At 62.3% G+C, this 15,665-nt stretch carries 14 protein-coding genes and 1 other RNA gene; 5 read left to right on the top strand and 10 right to left on the bottom strand.

The window, feature by feature from the left end:
- Positions 1 to 48: 48 nt before the first annotated feature.
- The 6 genes from NH448_RS04470 to NH448_RS04445 form a co-directional block, all read right to left on the bottom strand.
- Entirely contained in the window at positions 49 to 1,056 is a 1,008-nt protein-coding gene (locus NH448_RS04470; protein ID WP_052704379.1) for a zinc ABC transporter substrate-binding protein, read from the bottom strand.
- A gap of 263 nt (positions 1,057 to 1,319) precedes the next feature.
- Entirely contained in the window at positions 1,320 to 1,766 is a 447-nt protein-coding gene (mntR, locus tag NH448_RS04465; RefSeq protein WP_045993173.1) for a manganese-binding transcriptional regulator MntR, read from the bottom strand.
- A 155-nt stretch (positions 1,767 to 1,921) separates the two neighbouring features.
- Positions 1,922 to 4,441 carry an EAL domain-containing protein gene (locus NH448_RS04460; protein ID WP_045993174.1) on the bottom strand — a complete coding sequence of 840 codons (2,520 nt, stop codon included), beginning with the start codon at positions 4,439 to 4,441 and terminating at the stop codon, positions 1,922 to 1,924.
- A 461-nt stretch (positions 4,442 to 4,902) separates the two neighbouring features.
- Positions 4,903 to 6,318: an ATP-binding protein gene (locus NH448_RS04455; protein ID WP_239452562.1), complete on the bottom strand. Its 1,416-nt coding sequence runs from the start codon at positions 6,316 to 6,318 to the stop codon at positions 4,903 to 4,905.
- Positions 6,318 to 6,992 carry a response regulator transcription factor gene (locus NH448_RS04450; protein ID WP_045993176.1) on the bottom strand — a complete coding sequence of 225 codons (675 nt, stop codon included), beginning with the start codon at positions 6,990 to 6,992 and terminating at the stop codon, positions 6,318 to 6,320. Before NH448_RS04450 ends, NH448_RS04455 begins: the two co-directional genes overlap by 1 nt.
- Positions 6,993 to 7,244: 252 nt before the next feature.
- Entirely contained in the window at positions 7,245 to 7,433 is a 189-nt protein-coding gene (locus tag NH448_RS04445; RefSeq protein WP_045992303.1) for a DUF3008 family protein, read from the bottom strand.
- Positions 7,434 to 8,025: 592 nt separating this feature from the next.
- Here NH448_RS04445 and thpD point away from each other — a divergent pair.
- Positions 8,026 to 8,973: an ectoine hydroxylase gene (gene thpD / locus NH448_RS04440; protein WP_239452529.1), complete on the top strand. Its 948-nt coding sequence runs from the start codon at positions 8,026 to 8,028 to the stop codon at positions 8,971 to 8,973.
- 511 nt (positions 8,974 to 9,484) lie between these two features.
- Here the strand turns inward: thpD and ssrA are convergent.
- Together ssrA and smpB are read right to left on the bottom strand one after the other, a co-directional pair.
- Positions 9,485 to 9,864: a transfer-messenger RNA gene (gene ssrA / locus NH448_RS04435) on the bottom strand.
- Between the two features lie 54 nt (positions 9,865 to 9,918).
- Positions 9,919 to 10,410, bottom strand: coding sequence for an SsrA-binding protein SmpB (gene smpB / locus NH448_RS04430; protein ID WP_045992293.1), 492 nt, complete (start codon positions 10,408 to 10,410; stop codon positions 9,919 to 9,921).
- Between the two features lie 221 nt (positions 10,411 to 10,631).
- On the opposite strand from smpB, the gene NH448_RS04425 reads away from it, so the two are divergent.
- Together NH448_RS04425 and NH448_RS04420 are read left to right on the top strand one after the other, a co-directional pair.
- Positions 10,632 to 11,066 carry a type II toxin-antitoxin system RatA family toxin gene (locus NH448_RS04425; protein WP_045992292.1) on the top strand — a complete coding sequence of 145 codons (435 nt, stop codon included), beginning with the start codon at positions 10,632 to 10,634 and terminating at the stop codon, positions 11,064 to 11,066.
- An 88-nt stretch (positions 11,067 to 11,154) separates the two neighbouring features.
- A complete protein-coding gene (locus NH448_RS04420) occupies positions 11,155 to 11,454 on the top strand; it encodes an RnfH family protein (protein WP_045992291.1) in 300 nt (99 codons plus the stop codon).
- A gap of 148 nt (positions 11,455 to 11,602) precedes the next feature.
- Here NH448_RS04420 and NH448_RS04415 read toward each other — a convergent pair whose 3' ends face one another.
- Positions 11,603 to 12,058 carry an outer membrane protein assembly factor BamE gene (locus NH448_RS04415; protein ID WP_045992301.1) on the bottom strand — a complete coding sequence of 152 codons (456 nt, stop codon included), beginning with the start codon at positions 12,056 to 12,058 and terminating at the stop codon, positions 11,603 to 11,605.
- A 72-nt stretch (positions 12,059 to 12,130) separates the two neighbouring features.
- On the opposite strand from NH448_RS04415, the gene fur reads away from it, so the two are divergent.
- Complete coding sequence (gene fur, locus NH448_RS04410; protein ID WP_045992290.1) at positions 12,131 to 12,577, top strand: ferric iron uptake transcriptional regulator; 447 nt, start codon at positions 12,131 to 12,133, stop codon at positions 12,575 to 12,577.
- A 228-nt stretch (positions 12,578 to 12,805) separates the two neighbouring features.
- On the opposite strand, the gene recN is transcribed toward fur, so the two are convergent.
- The gene (gene recN, locus NH448_RS04405) at positions 12,806 to 14,479 is read right to left on the bottom strand and encodes a DNA repair protein RecN (RefSeq protein ID WP_253028448.1); all 1,674 of its coding nucleotides are present in this window, start codon (positions 14,477 to 14,479) and stop codon (positions 12,806 to 12,808) included.
- Between the two features lie 397 nt (positions 14,480 to 14,876).
- On the opposite strand from recN, the gene grpE reads away from it, so the two are divergent.
- Entirely contained in the window at positions 14,877 to 15,521 is a 645-nt protein-coding gene (gene grpE, locus NH448_RS04400; RefSeq protein ID WP_045992288.1) for a nucleotide exchange factor GrpE, read from the top strand.
- The last annotated feature ends 144 nt before the right edge of the window (positions 15,522 to 15,665 follow it).

The following is a 15,665-nucleotide window of genomic DNA, read 5'->3' as shown; positions in this document are numbered from 1 at the left end:
CTCCTGTCGACCTCGCGGTGGCGTTCAAGCGCTGCGGGGTGGTGGTGTTCACTGGTCGGCGTCCTGGCTGGCGGAGGCGATCTGCGCCGCGAGGGCCTCAGGCAAGGGAGCGGGCTGACCGCCCAGGGCGCTGACGATATGCTCGGTGTTGCTCTTGAGCATGCCGATGTAGGTACCCTCCAGGGTGCCCTTGGCGCCCATGGCGTCGGAATAGAGCTGACCGCCGATCTCGACCCGGTGGTCCTGATCGGCGGCGGCGTCGATCACCGCCTGGACGGTGCGCGGATTGATGGTGCTCTCGACGAACATGGCGGGAACGCCACGCTCGACCACCAGCTCGGCCATGCGGCGAATATCGGCCACGCCGGTCTCGGTGGCGGTGGATAGCCCCTGGATGCCGGCCACCTCGATGCTGTAGGCGCGTCCGTAGTAGCCGAAGGCGTCGTGGGCGGTCACCAGGATGCGCTGCTCGGCCGGGATGCTGTCGATGCTGGCCTGAATCCAGTCATCGAGTTCGGCCAGTGACGCCTGGTAGGCCTCGGCGCGCTGCTGCATGGCCTCGGCACAGTGCGGACGCTGCTCTCCCAGCAGTTCAGCGATGACCGGAACGTTCCGGGCCCAGAGTCCTGCATCCATCCACAGGTGGGGGTCGACGCCATAGGCGTCCTGGGTGTGGATAAGTTGGTCGTCGCCGACGGCCTGTTCACTTACCGCGGCGGTGGGCTTGATCCGGGAAAATCGATCGAACACCTTGCCGAGCTGGCCCTCCAGTGAAAAGCCGCTGTAGAGGATCAGCTCGGCCTTATCGAGATCGTGCACGTCGCGGGCGCTGGCCTGGTACAGGTGGGGATCGATCCCCGGCCCCATCATGGTGTTGACCGCGACGCAGTCGCCGCCCACCTGCTCGACCAGATCGCCGAGCATGCCGACGGTGACGACCACATCCAGCGGCGCCTGCGTCTTCGCGGCGTCGGATTGGGCGTGAACCTGGGTGGTGGTCAGAGCGGCCAGCGAGGCCAGGGTCAGCAGGGCCGAAGCCGGGGCTGAACGACGCATGAACAGGGCTCCTCGGGGCAAGAACGACGCGCAAGCAGCACCGAAGTGCTATTTGGCTATCATTTATAGACGTGGCTAAGTTTTGGCGCCTAAGGCCCCTCGCGTCAAGCGTAGAGCGCTAATCGAGGTGATCGAGTCAGGCTATTCGCGCGTTGGAGCGCACCGACAGGCCCACTAGCCTGGAGGTGGCCAGGGGCTGGCTGAGGGCTGGCATAGTGTTGGCAGAGGGGGGGCACGGAGCCTGATGGGCTCCGGCGATGGCGTCAGCGTTTCAGAAAGCGTTCGAAGGCGGCCAGGGTCTCGGCGCTGACATGGTGCTCGATGCCTTCGGCGTCGACCCGCGCGGTTTCGGGATTGATGCCCAGCTTGATCAGGAAGGCTTCGACGATCTGGTGTCGTTCGCGGCTGGCATCGGCCAGGGCCTTGCCCTTGTCGGTCAGGAAGATGCCGCGGTAGGGGCGCTTGATGATCAGGCCCTCGTCATCGAGACGCTTTAGCATCTTGGCGACGGTGGGCTGGGCGACGCCCAGGCGGCGGGCGATATCGGTCTGGCGCGCTTCACCGCCGTCGGTGATCAGATCCGAGATCAGCTCGACGTAGTCTTCGATCAGTTCGGTGCGGCGGGCGTCTCGTGCCTTGCGAAACCCCTCGACGTGGCTTTCCGGGGAAATCAGCGATGCGCGTTCGTCGTGGTTGAGGGGGTCGTTCATGGGGGATGGAGTCGCCTCGGGTCAGGGTGTCCATCTTGCCAATTGGTGGCGGTAATGCAAGTTCAGCAAAGGTGATACCTCACGTAGAGGTGTTCCGCGGGAAGAGGCGTACCCGCGTCGAGACCTTCTCGCATATGCCCATGTCAGAGAAATCGTCAGCCCTGAAGCAGTGGCATCGCCGATCCACCTGCCGGCAGTCGGCGGCGCGACGACAGGGCCAGGAATTGATGGAGGGGAAGGGGCTTCGAGTACAGGTAACCCTGGAATGAACGACAGCCCAGCTCCAGCAGCCGCTTTTGCTGCTCCACGGTTTCGACACCCTCGGCGATGACACCGAGTTGCAGGGTCTGGGCGAGGGCGATGATGGTCTGGGCGATGGGAGCCGCAGTGGGGTCATCGGTCAGATCGCGGACGAAGGCCACATCGATCTTCAGGCTGTCCAGCGGGAGGCGCTTGAGGTAGGCCAGAGAGGAGTAGCCGGTACCGAAGTCATCGATGGCGAAGCGCACCCCGAGGGTGCGCAGGTGGGTCAGGGTATCGATGACCGGATAGGCCTCACCCAGCATCAAGGACTCGGTGAGCTCCAGGGTCAGCTGGCTTGCAGGCGCCCCGGTATCCGTCAGGGCCCTCTCCACGCCGGTGACGAAGTCGGCGCGCTGGAATTCCCGGGCGCTGACGTTGACCGACAGGGTCCAGGCGCTTCTGTGGGGGTCGTGTTGCCAGTCGGCCAGCAGCTCACAGGTCTTGCGCAGCACCCAGTTGCCCAGTTCGATGATCTGGCCGGTGTCCTCGGCCAGGCTGATGAAGGCACTCGGCGAGACCAGCCCCAGCTCCGGATGCTCCCAGCGCAGCAGTACCTCTGCGCCGGTAATCGTGCCCTGGTGATCGACCTGAGGCTGCAGGTACTGGCGCAATTGCTCGCCGACGACCGCGTCCTTGAGCTGTCGCTCGAGCCTGAGTCGAGCATTCAGGCGCTCGACCATGCTGGCTTCAAAGGCGCAAGGACGCTGGGCGGCCTCGCTCTTGCTCTCGAGCAGGGCCAGGCCAGCGCGCTTGAGCAGTTCGCTGACGCCGAGGTCACCGCCACGAAACAACAGGTAGCCGCCGCTGACGCGGCAGCTGTGGCGCTCGCCGGCCAGCGAATAGTCGCCGTTCAAGGATTCCAGTACGCTGCGTGCCTTTTCCCTGGCCTGCCCCATGGCATTCTCAGGGGAGACCGAGAGACCGTCGTAGAGCAGCGCAAATTCATTGCTGCTCAGCCGCGCCAGATCGTTGGCTTGCCTGGCCCAGGGCCTGAGACGGGCCGCCAGCGCCTTGAGCAGGCGATCCCCGGTGGCCTGACCGAGGGCATCATTGATGCCCTTGAAGTTGTCGATATCCACCAGCAGCAACATGATGTGCCGGCCACTGATGTCGCTGGCCAGTTGCAGGGCGTGGATGCGCTCCTGCAGCGAGCTGCGATTGGGCAAGGTGGTCAGACCGTCGTGATAGGCCTGGTAACGGATATGCTGCTGGGCGTCATGGTGGGCGGAGGTATCGCTGAGGGTGGCGACAAAATGCCCACTTCCTTCCTCGTCGGCGCGTACACGATTGATGCTCAGGCGCGCAGGGAAGCGGCGACCTTGGCGGTGTCGGACCTCGACATCGCCGATCCAGGCGCCATTTTCTCGCAGCGAGCGCAGTACCTGGCTGCGATGCTGATCGAGCCGCAGCAGGGTGTTGAGCTTGAGCATCGAGTGGCCCTGGAGGTCGGTGTGGGGCACTCCTGTCAGGGTCTCGAAGGCGTGGTTGCACATGATCATGCGGGCACGCTGATCCAGCAGTACGACGCCATCGTGCATCGATTCGATGACATCCACCAACTGGCGGCGTGAGACCTGCATGCGCATGGCGCTGTCCTGTAGTCGCCTGTCGACAAGCACCGTGACCAGGGTGGCCACCGCAAACAGAAATGACAGCACGGCGACGGCGGTGGCCAGTAGCGAGCCGTGATGGGCCATTGGTGCCGTCGCCTGCCAGCCTGGGTCCGGCAGAAAGTACACCGCCATCATGGCCGAATAGTGCATGCTGCAGATGGCCAGGGCGGCGAAAACTGCTGCCAGCAGGCTGCCCAGGCGAATGCCCTGCACGCGGGGCAAATGTCTGGACGCATGGAAGCTGTAGATGCTGGCGATACCAAAGGGCAGCGAGATCACCAGTGACAGCAGCAAGGGAATGGGAGCGAAGCGCATGCTGGCAGGCGCCTCCATGGCTGCCATGCCGGTGTAGTGCATGGTGGCGATACCCAGCCCCAGCAGGCATCCCGCGATGATCTTGCGCGTGGTGGACAGTCCCCTGCGAGCCATCGCCGCCACGGCGATCAGGCCGGCGACCACCGCCGGCAGCAAAGAAGCCAGGGTCAGCCACAGACCATGATGGGCGGGAAAGGGCAGACGATAGGCGAGCATGCCGGTGAAGTGCATGCTCCAGATGCCTAGCCCCATCATGGTGCCACCGGCCAGCCACCAGGCCCTGCGTCGATGTTGCCATCGCGCAGAGTGAACGCGTTCGCCGACGGCCATGGCCGAATACACCGATACCAGTGCCACCAGACACGACAGGACGACGAGCCAGGGCGTGTGTACTCCTTGTATGGCCTGGGCGACCTGCGGGTAGGTAATAAAGATGGGCGGCATGGGTCGGGGTGGGTCCCTTGTAGTAAGGCCTTAAGACAACCTCTTCATTGATTAGCATGACCTGGCGCGTAGAGCAAAGGCTCCTGCCGGGCTGAGTGGTCGCCACGCCAGCATGATGGATCCGCGTTTGAGTATAGAATTGTCGGTCAATGCTTGCGTGATACAGGGCGCTATATTGTTGTCCTGGCGGTGAAAAAAGTGTAAATGCCGGCGTCTGGCTCAGAGAAGAAAATCATAGTAGGCAGGCGTTGTCAGGCGCTGAGACAGCGCTGATAAAGTGCCGTTGTCTTTAGTCGAGTCGACCTTGGTTGCCGATTCGGGCAAAGCTTTACGTGGCCCCCTGTTACATCAGGAAAGCATTCTGGTATTTCCGTGCCTCTTCACGATGAGCTTTGGAGCAAATGGGCGGACAGCTGTGACGTTTTCCTCCGGGTGGGCCGGTGACGGCCAGTGAAAGCGCTTCACCTCGCGGCGCTGGCGTGCTGACGCCAGCGGAGCGTGGCGTTCAACCCTCCAGACTCACGGTTGTTCAGGCTGACTTCGACCTCTTGCTGATGAGCCAGTGCAAGCACGATGGAAAGGCCCAGACCGCTACCGGTGATGGTGGCGTCGCTGGCGCGATGGAAGCGCTCGGCGACACGCTCCATGTGCGTATCGGGAATGCCGGGGCCGCTATCGAGGATGCTTAGGCGAACACCCTGGGGCTCTGCCTGGAGGATGGCTTCGATGGTGCCACCGTCGGGTGTGTAGCGCAGCGCGTTGTCCAGCAGATTGCGGATCATGATGCCGAGCTCCGTGGCATTGCCCATGACCGTGGTCGGGTCGACGTCTTCCAGGCGGAGTTGCTGGCCACGGGCGTCGGCCAGCGGCCAGAGCTCGGCCGCGAGGTCCAGCAGCAGGGAGCGCAGGTCTACGCTTTCCGGTGCCGCGGCGGTGTGGCGATCGACCCGTGCGAGTACCAGAAGCTGCTCTACCACGCGCTGGAGTCGTTCGACACCCTGACGAGCCTTGGGCAGGGCGTCGCCTTCGCCCGCCAGGGCGTTGTCCAGGTGGATCTTGAGGGCTGCCAGCGGAGTGCGCAGCTCGTGGGCGGCATCGGCGGTAAAACGTCTCTCCTTTTCCAGGGTCGCCTTGAGTCGCCCGATAAAGTCATTGAGCGACCCTCTGAGGCCAGCCAGTTCCGTCGGTACGTCCAGTGCTATGCGGCTGAGGTCGGCGGAGTCGCGATGCTCCACCTGCTGCGATAGTCGCTCGATGGGGCGCAGGCCGCGCCGGATATGACGCAGCGCCAGCAGCAGGCACAGCGGCATCAGCAGTAGCATGGGCCAGAGGTGATTGAGCGCGATGCGCTCGATGATGTCGAGAAAGAAGTCCTGCTCGATACCGATCTGTAGCCACAGACCACGACCCGGGTCATGCAGGGCAAAGACCCGCCAGCGAGACTCGCCCAGCGATCGCCACTCGAAACCCTGCTCACCAGGTGGCGGCATCTGGGGCTGGCGATCGACGTCTTGCCATCCAGGGCCAATCACCACCGGCTGGCCGGTCTCGGTCCACAGTCCGAAGCCCATCTTGCGCTCTTCGTGGTGATAGGTCTGGCCGGGTGCCACCGGCAGGTCATCGGACGTGCCGCTGTCGGTGTACAGGTGGGCGCTGGCCTTGCGCTGGTCCATCCATCGGGCCAGACGTTGATAGTCGTCTGCCTCGGGTGCCTCGGGGAGCATGCTCATCAGCCCCCTGCCGGTGAAGGCGAGCTGGGCATCGAGGATCTCCTCCAGCTCGTTTTGCGAGATCAGCCAGGCGGCCACCACCGACAATAGCGCCACCATGGCCAGGGATAGGGCCAGGGTGCGGAAAAGATAGCGATGGATCGACATCACGGGGTGATGGCCAGGAAGTCGGTATTGAGGCGATAGCCGATGCCACGCACCGTGGTGATCATCTCCTTGTGCAGCTTCTTGCGAAGATGATGTACGTGAACTTCCAGCGCGTTGGACTCGAGTTCTTCGCCCCAGCCGTAGAGCAGGCTCTCCAGGCGGGGACGCGACAGTACCTGGCCGGGATGACGGGCGAGCTCGATCAGCAGGGCGAACTCGCGACGACTCAGGGCGATACCGCGTCCCTCCCAGTCGACACAATGGCGAGCCTCATCGATGCACAGTGTGCCGACGTCGATGGTGGAACTGGCGCGACCGGCCGCTCGTCGAATCACCACGCGCAGGCGCGCCAGCAGTTCCTGGAGGTCGAAGGGCTTCAGTACATAGTCGTCTGCCCCGGCGTCCAAGCCCTGGATACGTTCTTCCACGGCGTCACGGGCGGTCAGGATCAGGACCGGCAGGGCAGTTTGCTGGCGCAGGCGTCTCAGGACCTCCAGTCCATCGCAGTCGGGCAGGCCAAGGTCGAGGATCACCACCGAGAACGCCTCCAGGGTCAGCGCCTCGAGGGCCGGCTTGCCGCAGGTGAACCAGTCGACTGCATAGCCCTCTCGTTCAAGTGCGACCTTGATACCGTCCCCCAACAGAGGGTCATCCTCCACCAGTAGTGCCCGCATGGCGTCTTCTCCGTCGATCTACCCAACTGTCTCTCAGGCAGTATGGGGCGCAAAACCTTAATCTACGCTTAAGGATCGACGGGAGCCTTGATCCGGCGCTGTTCTCTGGCTAGGCGCTGTCCGAAAAGTCGACGATCGAAGGTTAGACAAGGCAAAAATCGGTGAGAAAGCGCAGTTTACGGGGTGTAAATGAGCATTTTGATCCGATTTTTAACGCCGTATTACCGAGCGCAGGCACTTTTCAGACAAGCCCTAGGACTGCGAATCGTGCCTGGGCTTGCCGGTACGCTCGGCCGACGCCATCTTTTCCAGTTCGTCTTCGCTCATCGAGTCGTACATCGACCGGGCGGCACCGTCGAGTTCGCTCACCTTCTGTTCTCCGCGCTTGGCAGCGAGGGCCGCTCCTGCCGCCATCTGCTGGGCTTTCGATTTCGCTGGCATGGTTACCTCCTTGAAGGGAAAGAAGATTGTCGTACCGGCGTTAATAGTTTGCTGCCTGGCAGGCTCGACAGACCCAACGACGAAAAGCCAGACTCCGCCAGGTTCGACCCGGATCAGTCCCAGCATAATCACTTGCCATTTACGTCTTCAACGCCAGTTGCCTGAATACCGAAACGTATCCAGAGGCGAGTGGGCGAAATCATATGAAAGGAAGAGCGACGTTCGCCAGGGAGTGTGTCGGCCTGTGTTCTTTCGTGGAGGTGTCCTTTCGCTGGAGGTTTTTGCGCTTTTGCCTGGGCACAGCGGTGCTACCTTGGCCGCCGCTGAATCTGACCGTCGAGATTCGAAGTAATGTGAAGAAGTGAAGTCACACGGCGTTACAACTCTTTTCAATAAGAAGTACGAAACAGCGCCCTGCTCTGGCAGCGTCTGATGGCGACGTAAAGGATTACCTTGATGACTTTCGAATTGACGTTGTTTAGACGCTATTGCAACAGCTTTGACATAAAGCGCCCATCGAGTCTTGTCCGCGACGGTTTATTGGTGACTCGGGCAGGCGTGGCGTCTTCGTCTTTCGTTCAGCGATTCTGCCATGACAAGGGAGCAAGCCACCATGCGAGATACACAGGATCTTTTTCCGACACGCCTGGAGCGCAAGCTGGGCATGTTCGAGCGCATCGACCCGGTCGTTCATTGCGATGAACAGCAGCGAGCGAACGGCCCCCTCAGCGAAGAAGAGCTTGATGAGTTTGATAGAAAAGGCTTTCTCTCTTTCGAGAACTTCTTCGACAAGGAGGAGATGGATGCCTTTATCCAGGAATTGCGGGAGTACGAGGAAGACGAGGACCTCAAATTGTCCGAAGGGACGGTGCTGGAGCCCGGAAAACAGGAGATCCGGTCGATCTTCGGCATACATCAAGTCTCGGATCGTTTCAGCCGTCTGACACGGGAACCGAGGCTATTGGCCATGGTGCAGCAGATACTCGGTAGCGACGTCTACATCCATCAGTCGCGTATCAACTACAAGCCCGGCTTCAAGGGGAAAGGTTTTGACTGGCACTCGGACTTCGAGACCTGGCATAGCGAAGACGGCATGCCTCGGATGCGGTCACTGAGCTGCTCGATCATCCTGACGGATAACGGTGAATTCAACGGCCCATTGATGCTGATTCCCGGGTCCCACAAGCAGTTCGTTCCTTGTGTCGGACGCACCCCGGAGGACAACTACAAGGAGTCATTGAAGAGCCAGGACATCGGTGTTCCTGATGCCGCCAGCCTGAAGAAACTGATGCTGGAGAACGATATAGAGGCGCCGAAAGGCGATTCTGGCTCATTGGTGATGTTCGAGTGCAATACGCTGCACGGCTCCAATATCAATATGTCCTGCTGGCCGAGGAGCAATCTGTTCTTCGTCTATAACAGTGTCGAGAATACCCTCCACGATCCCTACTGCGGCAACAAGCCTCGCCCCGAGTTCCTGGCCACGCGCAAGGACTACAGCCCGCTCACACCTGTCGAAGGAAAGCGTCAGGAAGAGTGAGAGCCGACGCCACCTACCTCTCCGCCATCACAGGCACTGTCACGCGCTTACCTGGCCATCGTCGCTGGGGCTCGAGATCTTCCAGCAGCAAACGCCACCTTGATACACAAGGTGGCATTTTCGTCGGTGTTGATGGAGGCAGCGGGAATCGAACCCCTGGGTCTGTAGAGAGCGCCGACTTTGCCCTTGGCTCTGCTTTTCTGGGGGTGTGCCCTGAAACGAAAAATGCCACCTTTGGGAAGGTGGCATCTTTCTGGTGTTGGTGGAGTCGGCGGGAATCGAACCCCCTGGGTCTGTAGAGAGCGCCGACCTCGCCCTTGGCTCACCGTATCTTCCGGGTACAAAAAAGCCACCTTCAGATGAGGTGGCCTTTTCGTCGGTGTTGGTAGAGGCGGCGGGAATCGAACCCCTGGGTCTGTAGAGAGCGCCGACCTCGCCCTTGGGTCTTCTTTGCCTTTGGAAACTGTCGGGCACAAAAAAACCTCCACAAGGGAGGTTCTTTCGTCGGTGTTGGTGGAGGCGGCGGGAATCGAACCCGCGTCCGCCGACACTCGCCCATTGGCTCTACATGCTTAGTTCCGTCATTTGATTTAACGCCTCGGGCTCCGACGGGCAGGATCCCGAAACGCGATTCCTCCAAAGTTTAGCGATTGACGAGAGGACAGCGCCAACCGCGATCTCACCTATCTTGGCTCGTAGCCCATTGGCAACGGATGAGCACGTCGCCGCCGGGTAGGACTAGAAGCTAGCAGTTTTTACGCTGCCAGCGCGCCCTGAGCGTAGTTTTCGTCGTTTGCGACTATTTAGTCGTGATGTTGGATTTACGAGATACATCACGCTCTCGGCATGCACCTCAGGGGTTGTCATCGGCGTCGAAACCATGTCGCCCCCGTAACGCCCCGCCAGTGTACCAAAGATCCGGCGGTCTGTACTACATCTGACGGCTCAGGCGCGGTTTTGTTCCCGCATGACGCGGCCCTTCTGACGCTGCCAGTCGCGATCCTTCTCGGTGGCGCGCTTGTCGTGGAGCTTCTTGCCCGTCACCAGCGCCAGCTCACACTTCACCCGGCTGCCTTTCCAGTACAGCTTCAGCGGCACACAGGTGTGCCCCTTGTCCTGGGTGCGCGAGAAGATCTTGGCGATCTCCTTGCGATGAAGCAGCAGCTTGCGCGTGCGCGTGGGGTCCGCCACCTCGTGGGTGCTGGTGGTGTTGAGCGGCATGATATGGCTGCCGAGCAACCAGGCCTCGCCGTTCTTCACTAGAATGTAGGTGTCGGTGAGCTGGGCCTTGCCGGCACGCAGGCTCTTGACCTCCCATCCCGCCAGCACCAGCCCGGCCTCGAAGGACTCGTCGATATGGTATTCGAAGCGCGCCTTCTTGTTCTGAGCGATGGTGTTGTTGCCGGGACCCTTGTCCTTTCCCTTCTTGCTGGCCATGGAACCTCTTGATGTCTGAATCGGTCGTGGAAGCGGTGTCGTAACCGATGTGGCCCGATGTGTAGCCTTCCGGGTCGACGCCAGGCGGTTGCCACGGCGGCGCTGCCCGTCGGTCCCCCTTTCGGCTGTCTCCAGTTCTGCCGGGGAAGCGTGCTACCATTTGAGGCCGAAATAACCGCTCATGATACGCCCTGGGCTTCTGGAAGTCAGCGGAGAGGTCAATGCCAACCGTCAATCGGTCCGCCATGGTGCGGCACACCCCCAAGCAGATGTTCGATCTGGTCAACGATTTCGAGCGCTATCCGGAGTTTCTGCCGGGCTGTCGTCGCGCGCGGCTGCTGGAGAAGGACGAATCGCACCTGATCGGCGAAATGACCCTGGGGCGGGCCGGCATCGAGCAGACCATCGTCACCCGAAATGACCTGCACGAACCTGACCGTATCGAGCTGTCGCTGGTAAAGGGGCCGTTCAAGCGACTGGACGGACGCTGGAAATTCATCACCATGGGCGAGAACGTGTGCAAGGTCAGCCTGGAGATGGACTTCGAGTTCTCCAGCCGGCTGCTCGGCATGGCCTTTGGCAAGGTCTTCCAGCAGATCGCGGGCCAGCAGGTGGATGCCTTCACGCGGCGTGCCGATGAGCTCTATGGGCGCTGACAGCGCAAGACCCTCGACTCCTCGCGTCGAGCCGGCACCCGCCGATCACTCGGCGGGGCCAGATATAAAGGAAGACGCAAGCGACGAGGTGCTTCGCGTGGAAGTGGCCTTTGCCTTGCCGCACAAGCAACGTCTTGTCGCGCTGCGCGTCGCCAAGGGCACGACCGCCAGCGAAGCGCTGGCGTTGGCCGACCTGCCGTCGCTGTTTCCCGAACTGCCTGTGGAAACCTTCAGCGAGGCCAGTCTCGGTATCTTCGGCAAGGCGTTGAAAGAACCCTCACGGCAGATACTGCGTGACGGTGATCGCGTAGAGGTCTATCGACCGTTGAAGATCGATCCCAAGGCGGCGAGGGCAGAGAGGGCGGCTCGTAGCCGCTCTTCCTCCTAGCGACCCTGGGCGGCCGGGGCAGGTGCGTCGCCGTCTGAGCGAAGGCGCTGCGCATGGAAGCACCTAGGTGTAGAACCAACCAGGCGTAGAACCAACCAGGGTGGCCGTTGTGGCCACCCTGATGCGTGTTCTCGCTGGCGCCAACGGCTTACTCGCGCTCGGGGTCCACGGTGCGGTTGTAGATCGGCTCGATATTGGCTTCGCCCTCGGGGTTATCGTCGCCGCCGCCGCTGGTGGGGCCTACGCCGTAGCTATGCTTGCCTGCCACGTCCGGGTTCATGCTGAAGTCGCCTTCCCGGTCGATATTGACCAGGTTGTTGCCGGCGAAGGTCAGGGTGACGCGTCTTTGCATCACGTCGCCGTAAGCTTCGTCGAGACGGTAGACGTAGTCCCACTGGTCGGCGCTGAACGGGGCCTCCAGCAGCGGCGAGCCCATGAGGTTGATGACCTCCTGTCGGGACATGCCGGGGCGCAGCTGTTCGACCATGCTGTTGGTCACCAGGTTGCCCTGTGCCAGGTCGCGCTTGTACACGCTGAAGTAGGTGCAGCCGCTGGTCAGCGCCAGGGCCAGTGAAAGGGTGACAATTCCGGTCAACTTTTGCATTTGCGCCTGTTCTTCACTATCGTGGGGTCGGTCGATCATACCCGACCCTACCTGATACTGCGAAGAGCAACCATGGCCGACAAGAACCATGAATTGCGCAAGGCTGGACTGAAAGTCACTCTGCCGCGCGTAAAGATCCTGCAGATCCTCGAATCTGCCACCGATCAGCACCACCTCAGCGCCGAGGACGTGTACAAGACGCTTCTCGAAGCCGGTGAAGATGTGGGCCTGGCGACGGTGTATCGCGTGCTGACTCAGTTCGAGTCGGCGGGCCTGGTGATCCGACACAATTTCGACGGTGGCCATGCGGTCTTCGAGCTCTCCCAGGAAGAGCATCACGACCATATGGTGTGCCTGGAAAGCGGTGAGATCATCGAGTTCTTCGACGAGACCATCGAGCGTCGGCAGCAGGAGATCGCCGAGGAGCACGGCTTCGAACTCGTCGATCACGCGCTGGTCCTCTACGTCAGACCCAAGGGTTCCAAGGCGACGCGTCAGGAAGGCATCGCCAAGAAGTAACGGATCCCTCTGCGCGTAGCGCTGAGCAAGAGTCTCTGCCCCCGGGCGGAGGCTTTCTCGTGTCTGGAAGATGTGATCAGCGCTGTTCGGCCAGTGGATACACAAAAGCGCCACGTCCCCGTCAATTGGGGGCGTGGCGCTTGCGTTGTTGGCTCACTGTAAAATGCTGCTTTTTCTTGCGTACTGCTCTTCAGTATCGCTTTTCTGTGCTGTCTGGGTTCGCCGGGCCTAGTGGTGCGCCCTTTGGCTTGCGTCGAGCATCTCGCGGGCATGGGCCAGGGTCTGGTCCGAGAGTTTGACGCCGCCGAGCATGCGCGCCAGCTCGCCGACCCGCCCGGCTTCGTCCAGATGCGCCATGCGGGTGCGGGTGGAATCCTTGCGCGCCTTCTTCTCGATGTGCAGATGGTGGTGGGCCTGGGCGGCGACCTGGGGCAGGTGGGTCACCGTTAGTACCTGGCCACCCTGGCCCAGTCGCTTGAGCAGCTGGCCGACGATCTCGGCGGTGGCACCGGACACCCCGACGTCGACCTCATCGAACACCAGGCTGGGGATGGTGGAGTGCTGGGCGGCGATCACCTGAATGGCCAGGCTGATACGCGACAGCTCGCCACCGGAGGCTACCTTGGCCAGCGGGCGTGGCGGCTGGCCGGGGTTGGCGGCGATCAGAAAGCGCACCCGGTCCATGCCCTCTGGAGCGGCGGCATCGCGCCGACTGACGTCGACCTCGAAGCGGGCCTTGCCCATGGCCAGAAACGCCAGTTGCTGCTGGACTTCCTTGCCGAAACGCTTGGCGGCCTTTTGGCGAGCGGCGCTGACGGTCTCTGCCAGGGCACGCCATTCTGCCTTGAGGGCGTCGGCCTTCTCGGTCAGCGCCTCGAGGTCCTCGTCACCGCCCTCCAGCCCCTGAAGTTCTGCCGTCAGGCGCTGGTGCAGGGCGACGATCTCGTCGGGCAGTACATGGTGCTTGCGAGCGATGCGGTGAGCCTCGCCCAGGCGCTGCTCTACCCAGGCCAGGCGCTCCGGGTCCAGCTCCACGTCGGCGACCACCTGATGCAGTTCGCGGCCGGCTTCCTCGAGCTGAATGCTGGCGTCACCCAGCAAGGCGATGGCGTTGGCCAGGGCTCCCTTGTCGCTGCCGGGCAGGGCGGCCAGGTGTTGGCTTGCCTGGTGGAGCAGGGGTAGGGCACCGCCTTCCTCGCCATCGCAGCAGTCGAGCGCGAACTGGGTCTCCGCCAGGCGCGACTCGGCGTGGGCCAGCAGCTCCTGTTCACGTTCGAGCTGTTCGAGCTCGTCTTCGCCCAGGCCGAGTTGGTCGAGTTCTTCCACCTGATAGCGCAACAGCTGGCGACGGGCGCGGATTTCATCGCCGTCGTCGGCCAGCCGTTTCAGTTGTCGCCGGGTGGACTGCCACTCCCGATAGAGCTCGGCCAGTCGGCTCACCGATTCACGGTGGCCGGCCAGGTCGTCGAGCAGGCGCAGGTGGGTGTCCTCGGCCAGCAGGGCCTGGTGGGCGTGCTGGCCGTGGATCTCGATCAGGGTCTCGCCCAGCGACTTGAGGTCGGCGATGGTGGCCGGCTGGCCGTTGATCCAGGCCTTGGAGCGACCGCTTTTAGTGACCACGCGACGCAGCAGGCAGTCGTCATCGGGCAGTTCTCGGTTGGCAAGCCAGGCCCGGGCGTTGGGCAGGTTGGCAATGTCGAAGCGCGCGCTCAGGTCGGCTCTGGACTGGCCGTGGCGCACGCTGCCGGCGTCGGCGCGTTCGCCGAGACACAGGCCCAAGGCGCCAAGCAGGATCGACTTGCCGGCGCCGGTCTCGCCGGTGATGGCAGTCATGCCGCCCTCGAGCTCGAGTTCGAGGTGGTCGACGATGGCGAAGTCCTGGATCGAGAGTTCGGTCAGCATGCGTGCCTCCTGGTGGCGTCACCGAGCGGTGCGACGGTCAGTGCAAGGGTGGCGGTCGTACAGGGCGATGGGTGCGGCAATCGCTCGCGCAATCGCTAGAGCATCGATATGGCGCAATGGATGGGGGTTGGCATTACTGTTTATCCATCCATGTGGTGTCTGTTTATACAGTAGTCCAGGCGCGCCCTCAATGCATCCTTGCGCAGCAACTTCAGTGGTTGCGGGTCAGCGCTGCGGCAAATCCTGGGCCTGCCGGGGAAAGTCTGATCAGGATCTGCGTCTTTCCCCTTGAGATTGTTGTGGCCAACCCCATATACCTCTGCAACCTCTGGTCCCCGGACCAGCCACTGTACAGGCGGTGCTACCGCAATTGTTGGACTTCTTCAGGAGGCTGCACATGGCCAAAGATCCCCAGACCCCGTTGGATGACGAACTCGCTCGCCAGGAGCAGGAAGGCGAGCCGGAGCAGGCGGTCGATGCTGCCGAGGCCGTCGAGGGCGAACTCGAGGACATCGTCGATCAGGCTGAGGATGAGGCACAGGCCGAGGCCGTGGAAGGCGGTGACAACCCCGAGGCCGAGGTGCTGGCGGCCCGCGTCGAGGAGCTCGAGCAGAGCGTGACCGAGGCCAAGGACCAGGCCCTGCGTGCCGCCGCCGAGGCGCAGAACGTGCGCAGGCGGGCGGAAGCCGAGGCCGAGAAGGCGCGCAAGTTTGCGCTGGAGAAGTTCATCAAGGACCTGCTTCCGGTGGTCGACAGCCTGGAAAAGGCGCTTGAGGCCATGGGTGAGGACGCCTCCGAGGTGCATCGCGAGGGTGTCTCCATGACCCTGAAGATGCAGCTCGACGTACTGGCCAAGTTCGGCGTCGAGATCGTCGAGCCCCAGGGCGAGCCGTTCGACCCGCAGTACCACGAGGCCATGGCCATGGTGCCGAACCCCGAGGTCGACCCCAACACCGTCATCGACGTGATGCAGAAGGGCTACGTGCTCAACGGACGCCTGGTGCGCCCGGCGATGGTGGTAGTGAGCCAGGCGGCCGGCTGAAACATCCGGCCCACGGGGCCTGACCGATACGGGTTGTCGACAGGAGTTGAACATGGGGCCTTGAAATCGGCGGAGACGCCCCCCAGATAGTCGGCAACCCCGCGGCGAACGCCGCAAGCCAAACTTCAGTTACGCAAGACACGA

The sequence above is a fragment of the Halomonas sp. OfavH-34-E genome (genome assembly GCF_024124525.1).
GTDB lineage: Bacteria > Pseudomonadota > Gammaproteobacteria > Pseudomonadales > Halomonadaceae > Halomonas > Halomonas litopenaei.
This window is presented reverse-complemented; position numbering and strand designations above follow the sequence as displayed.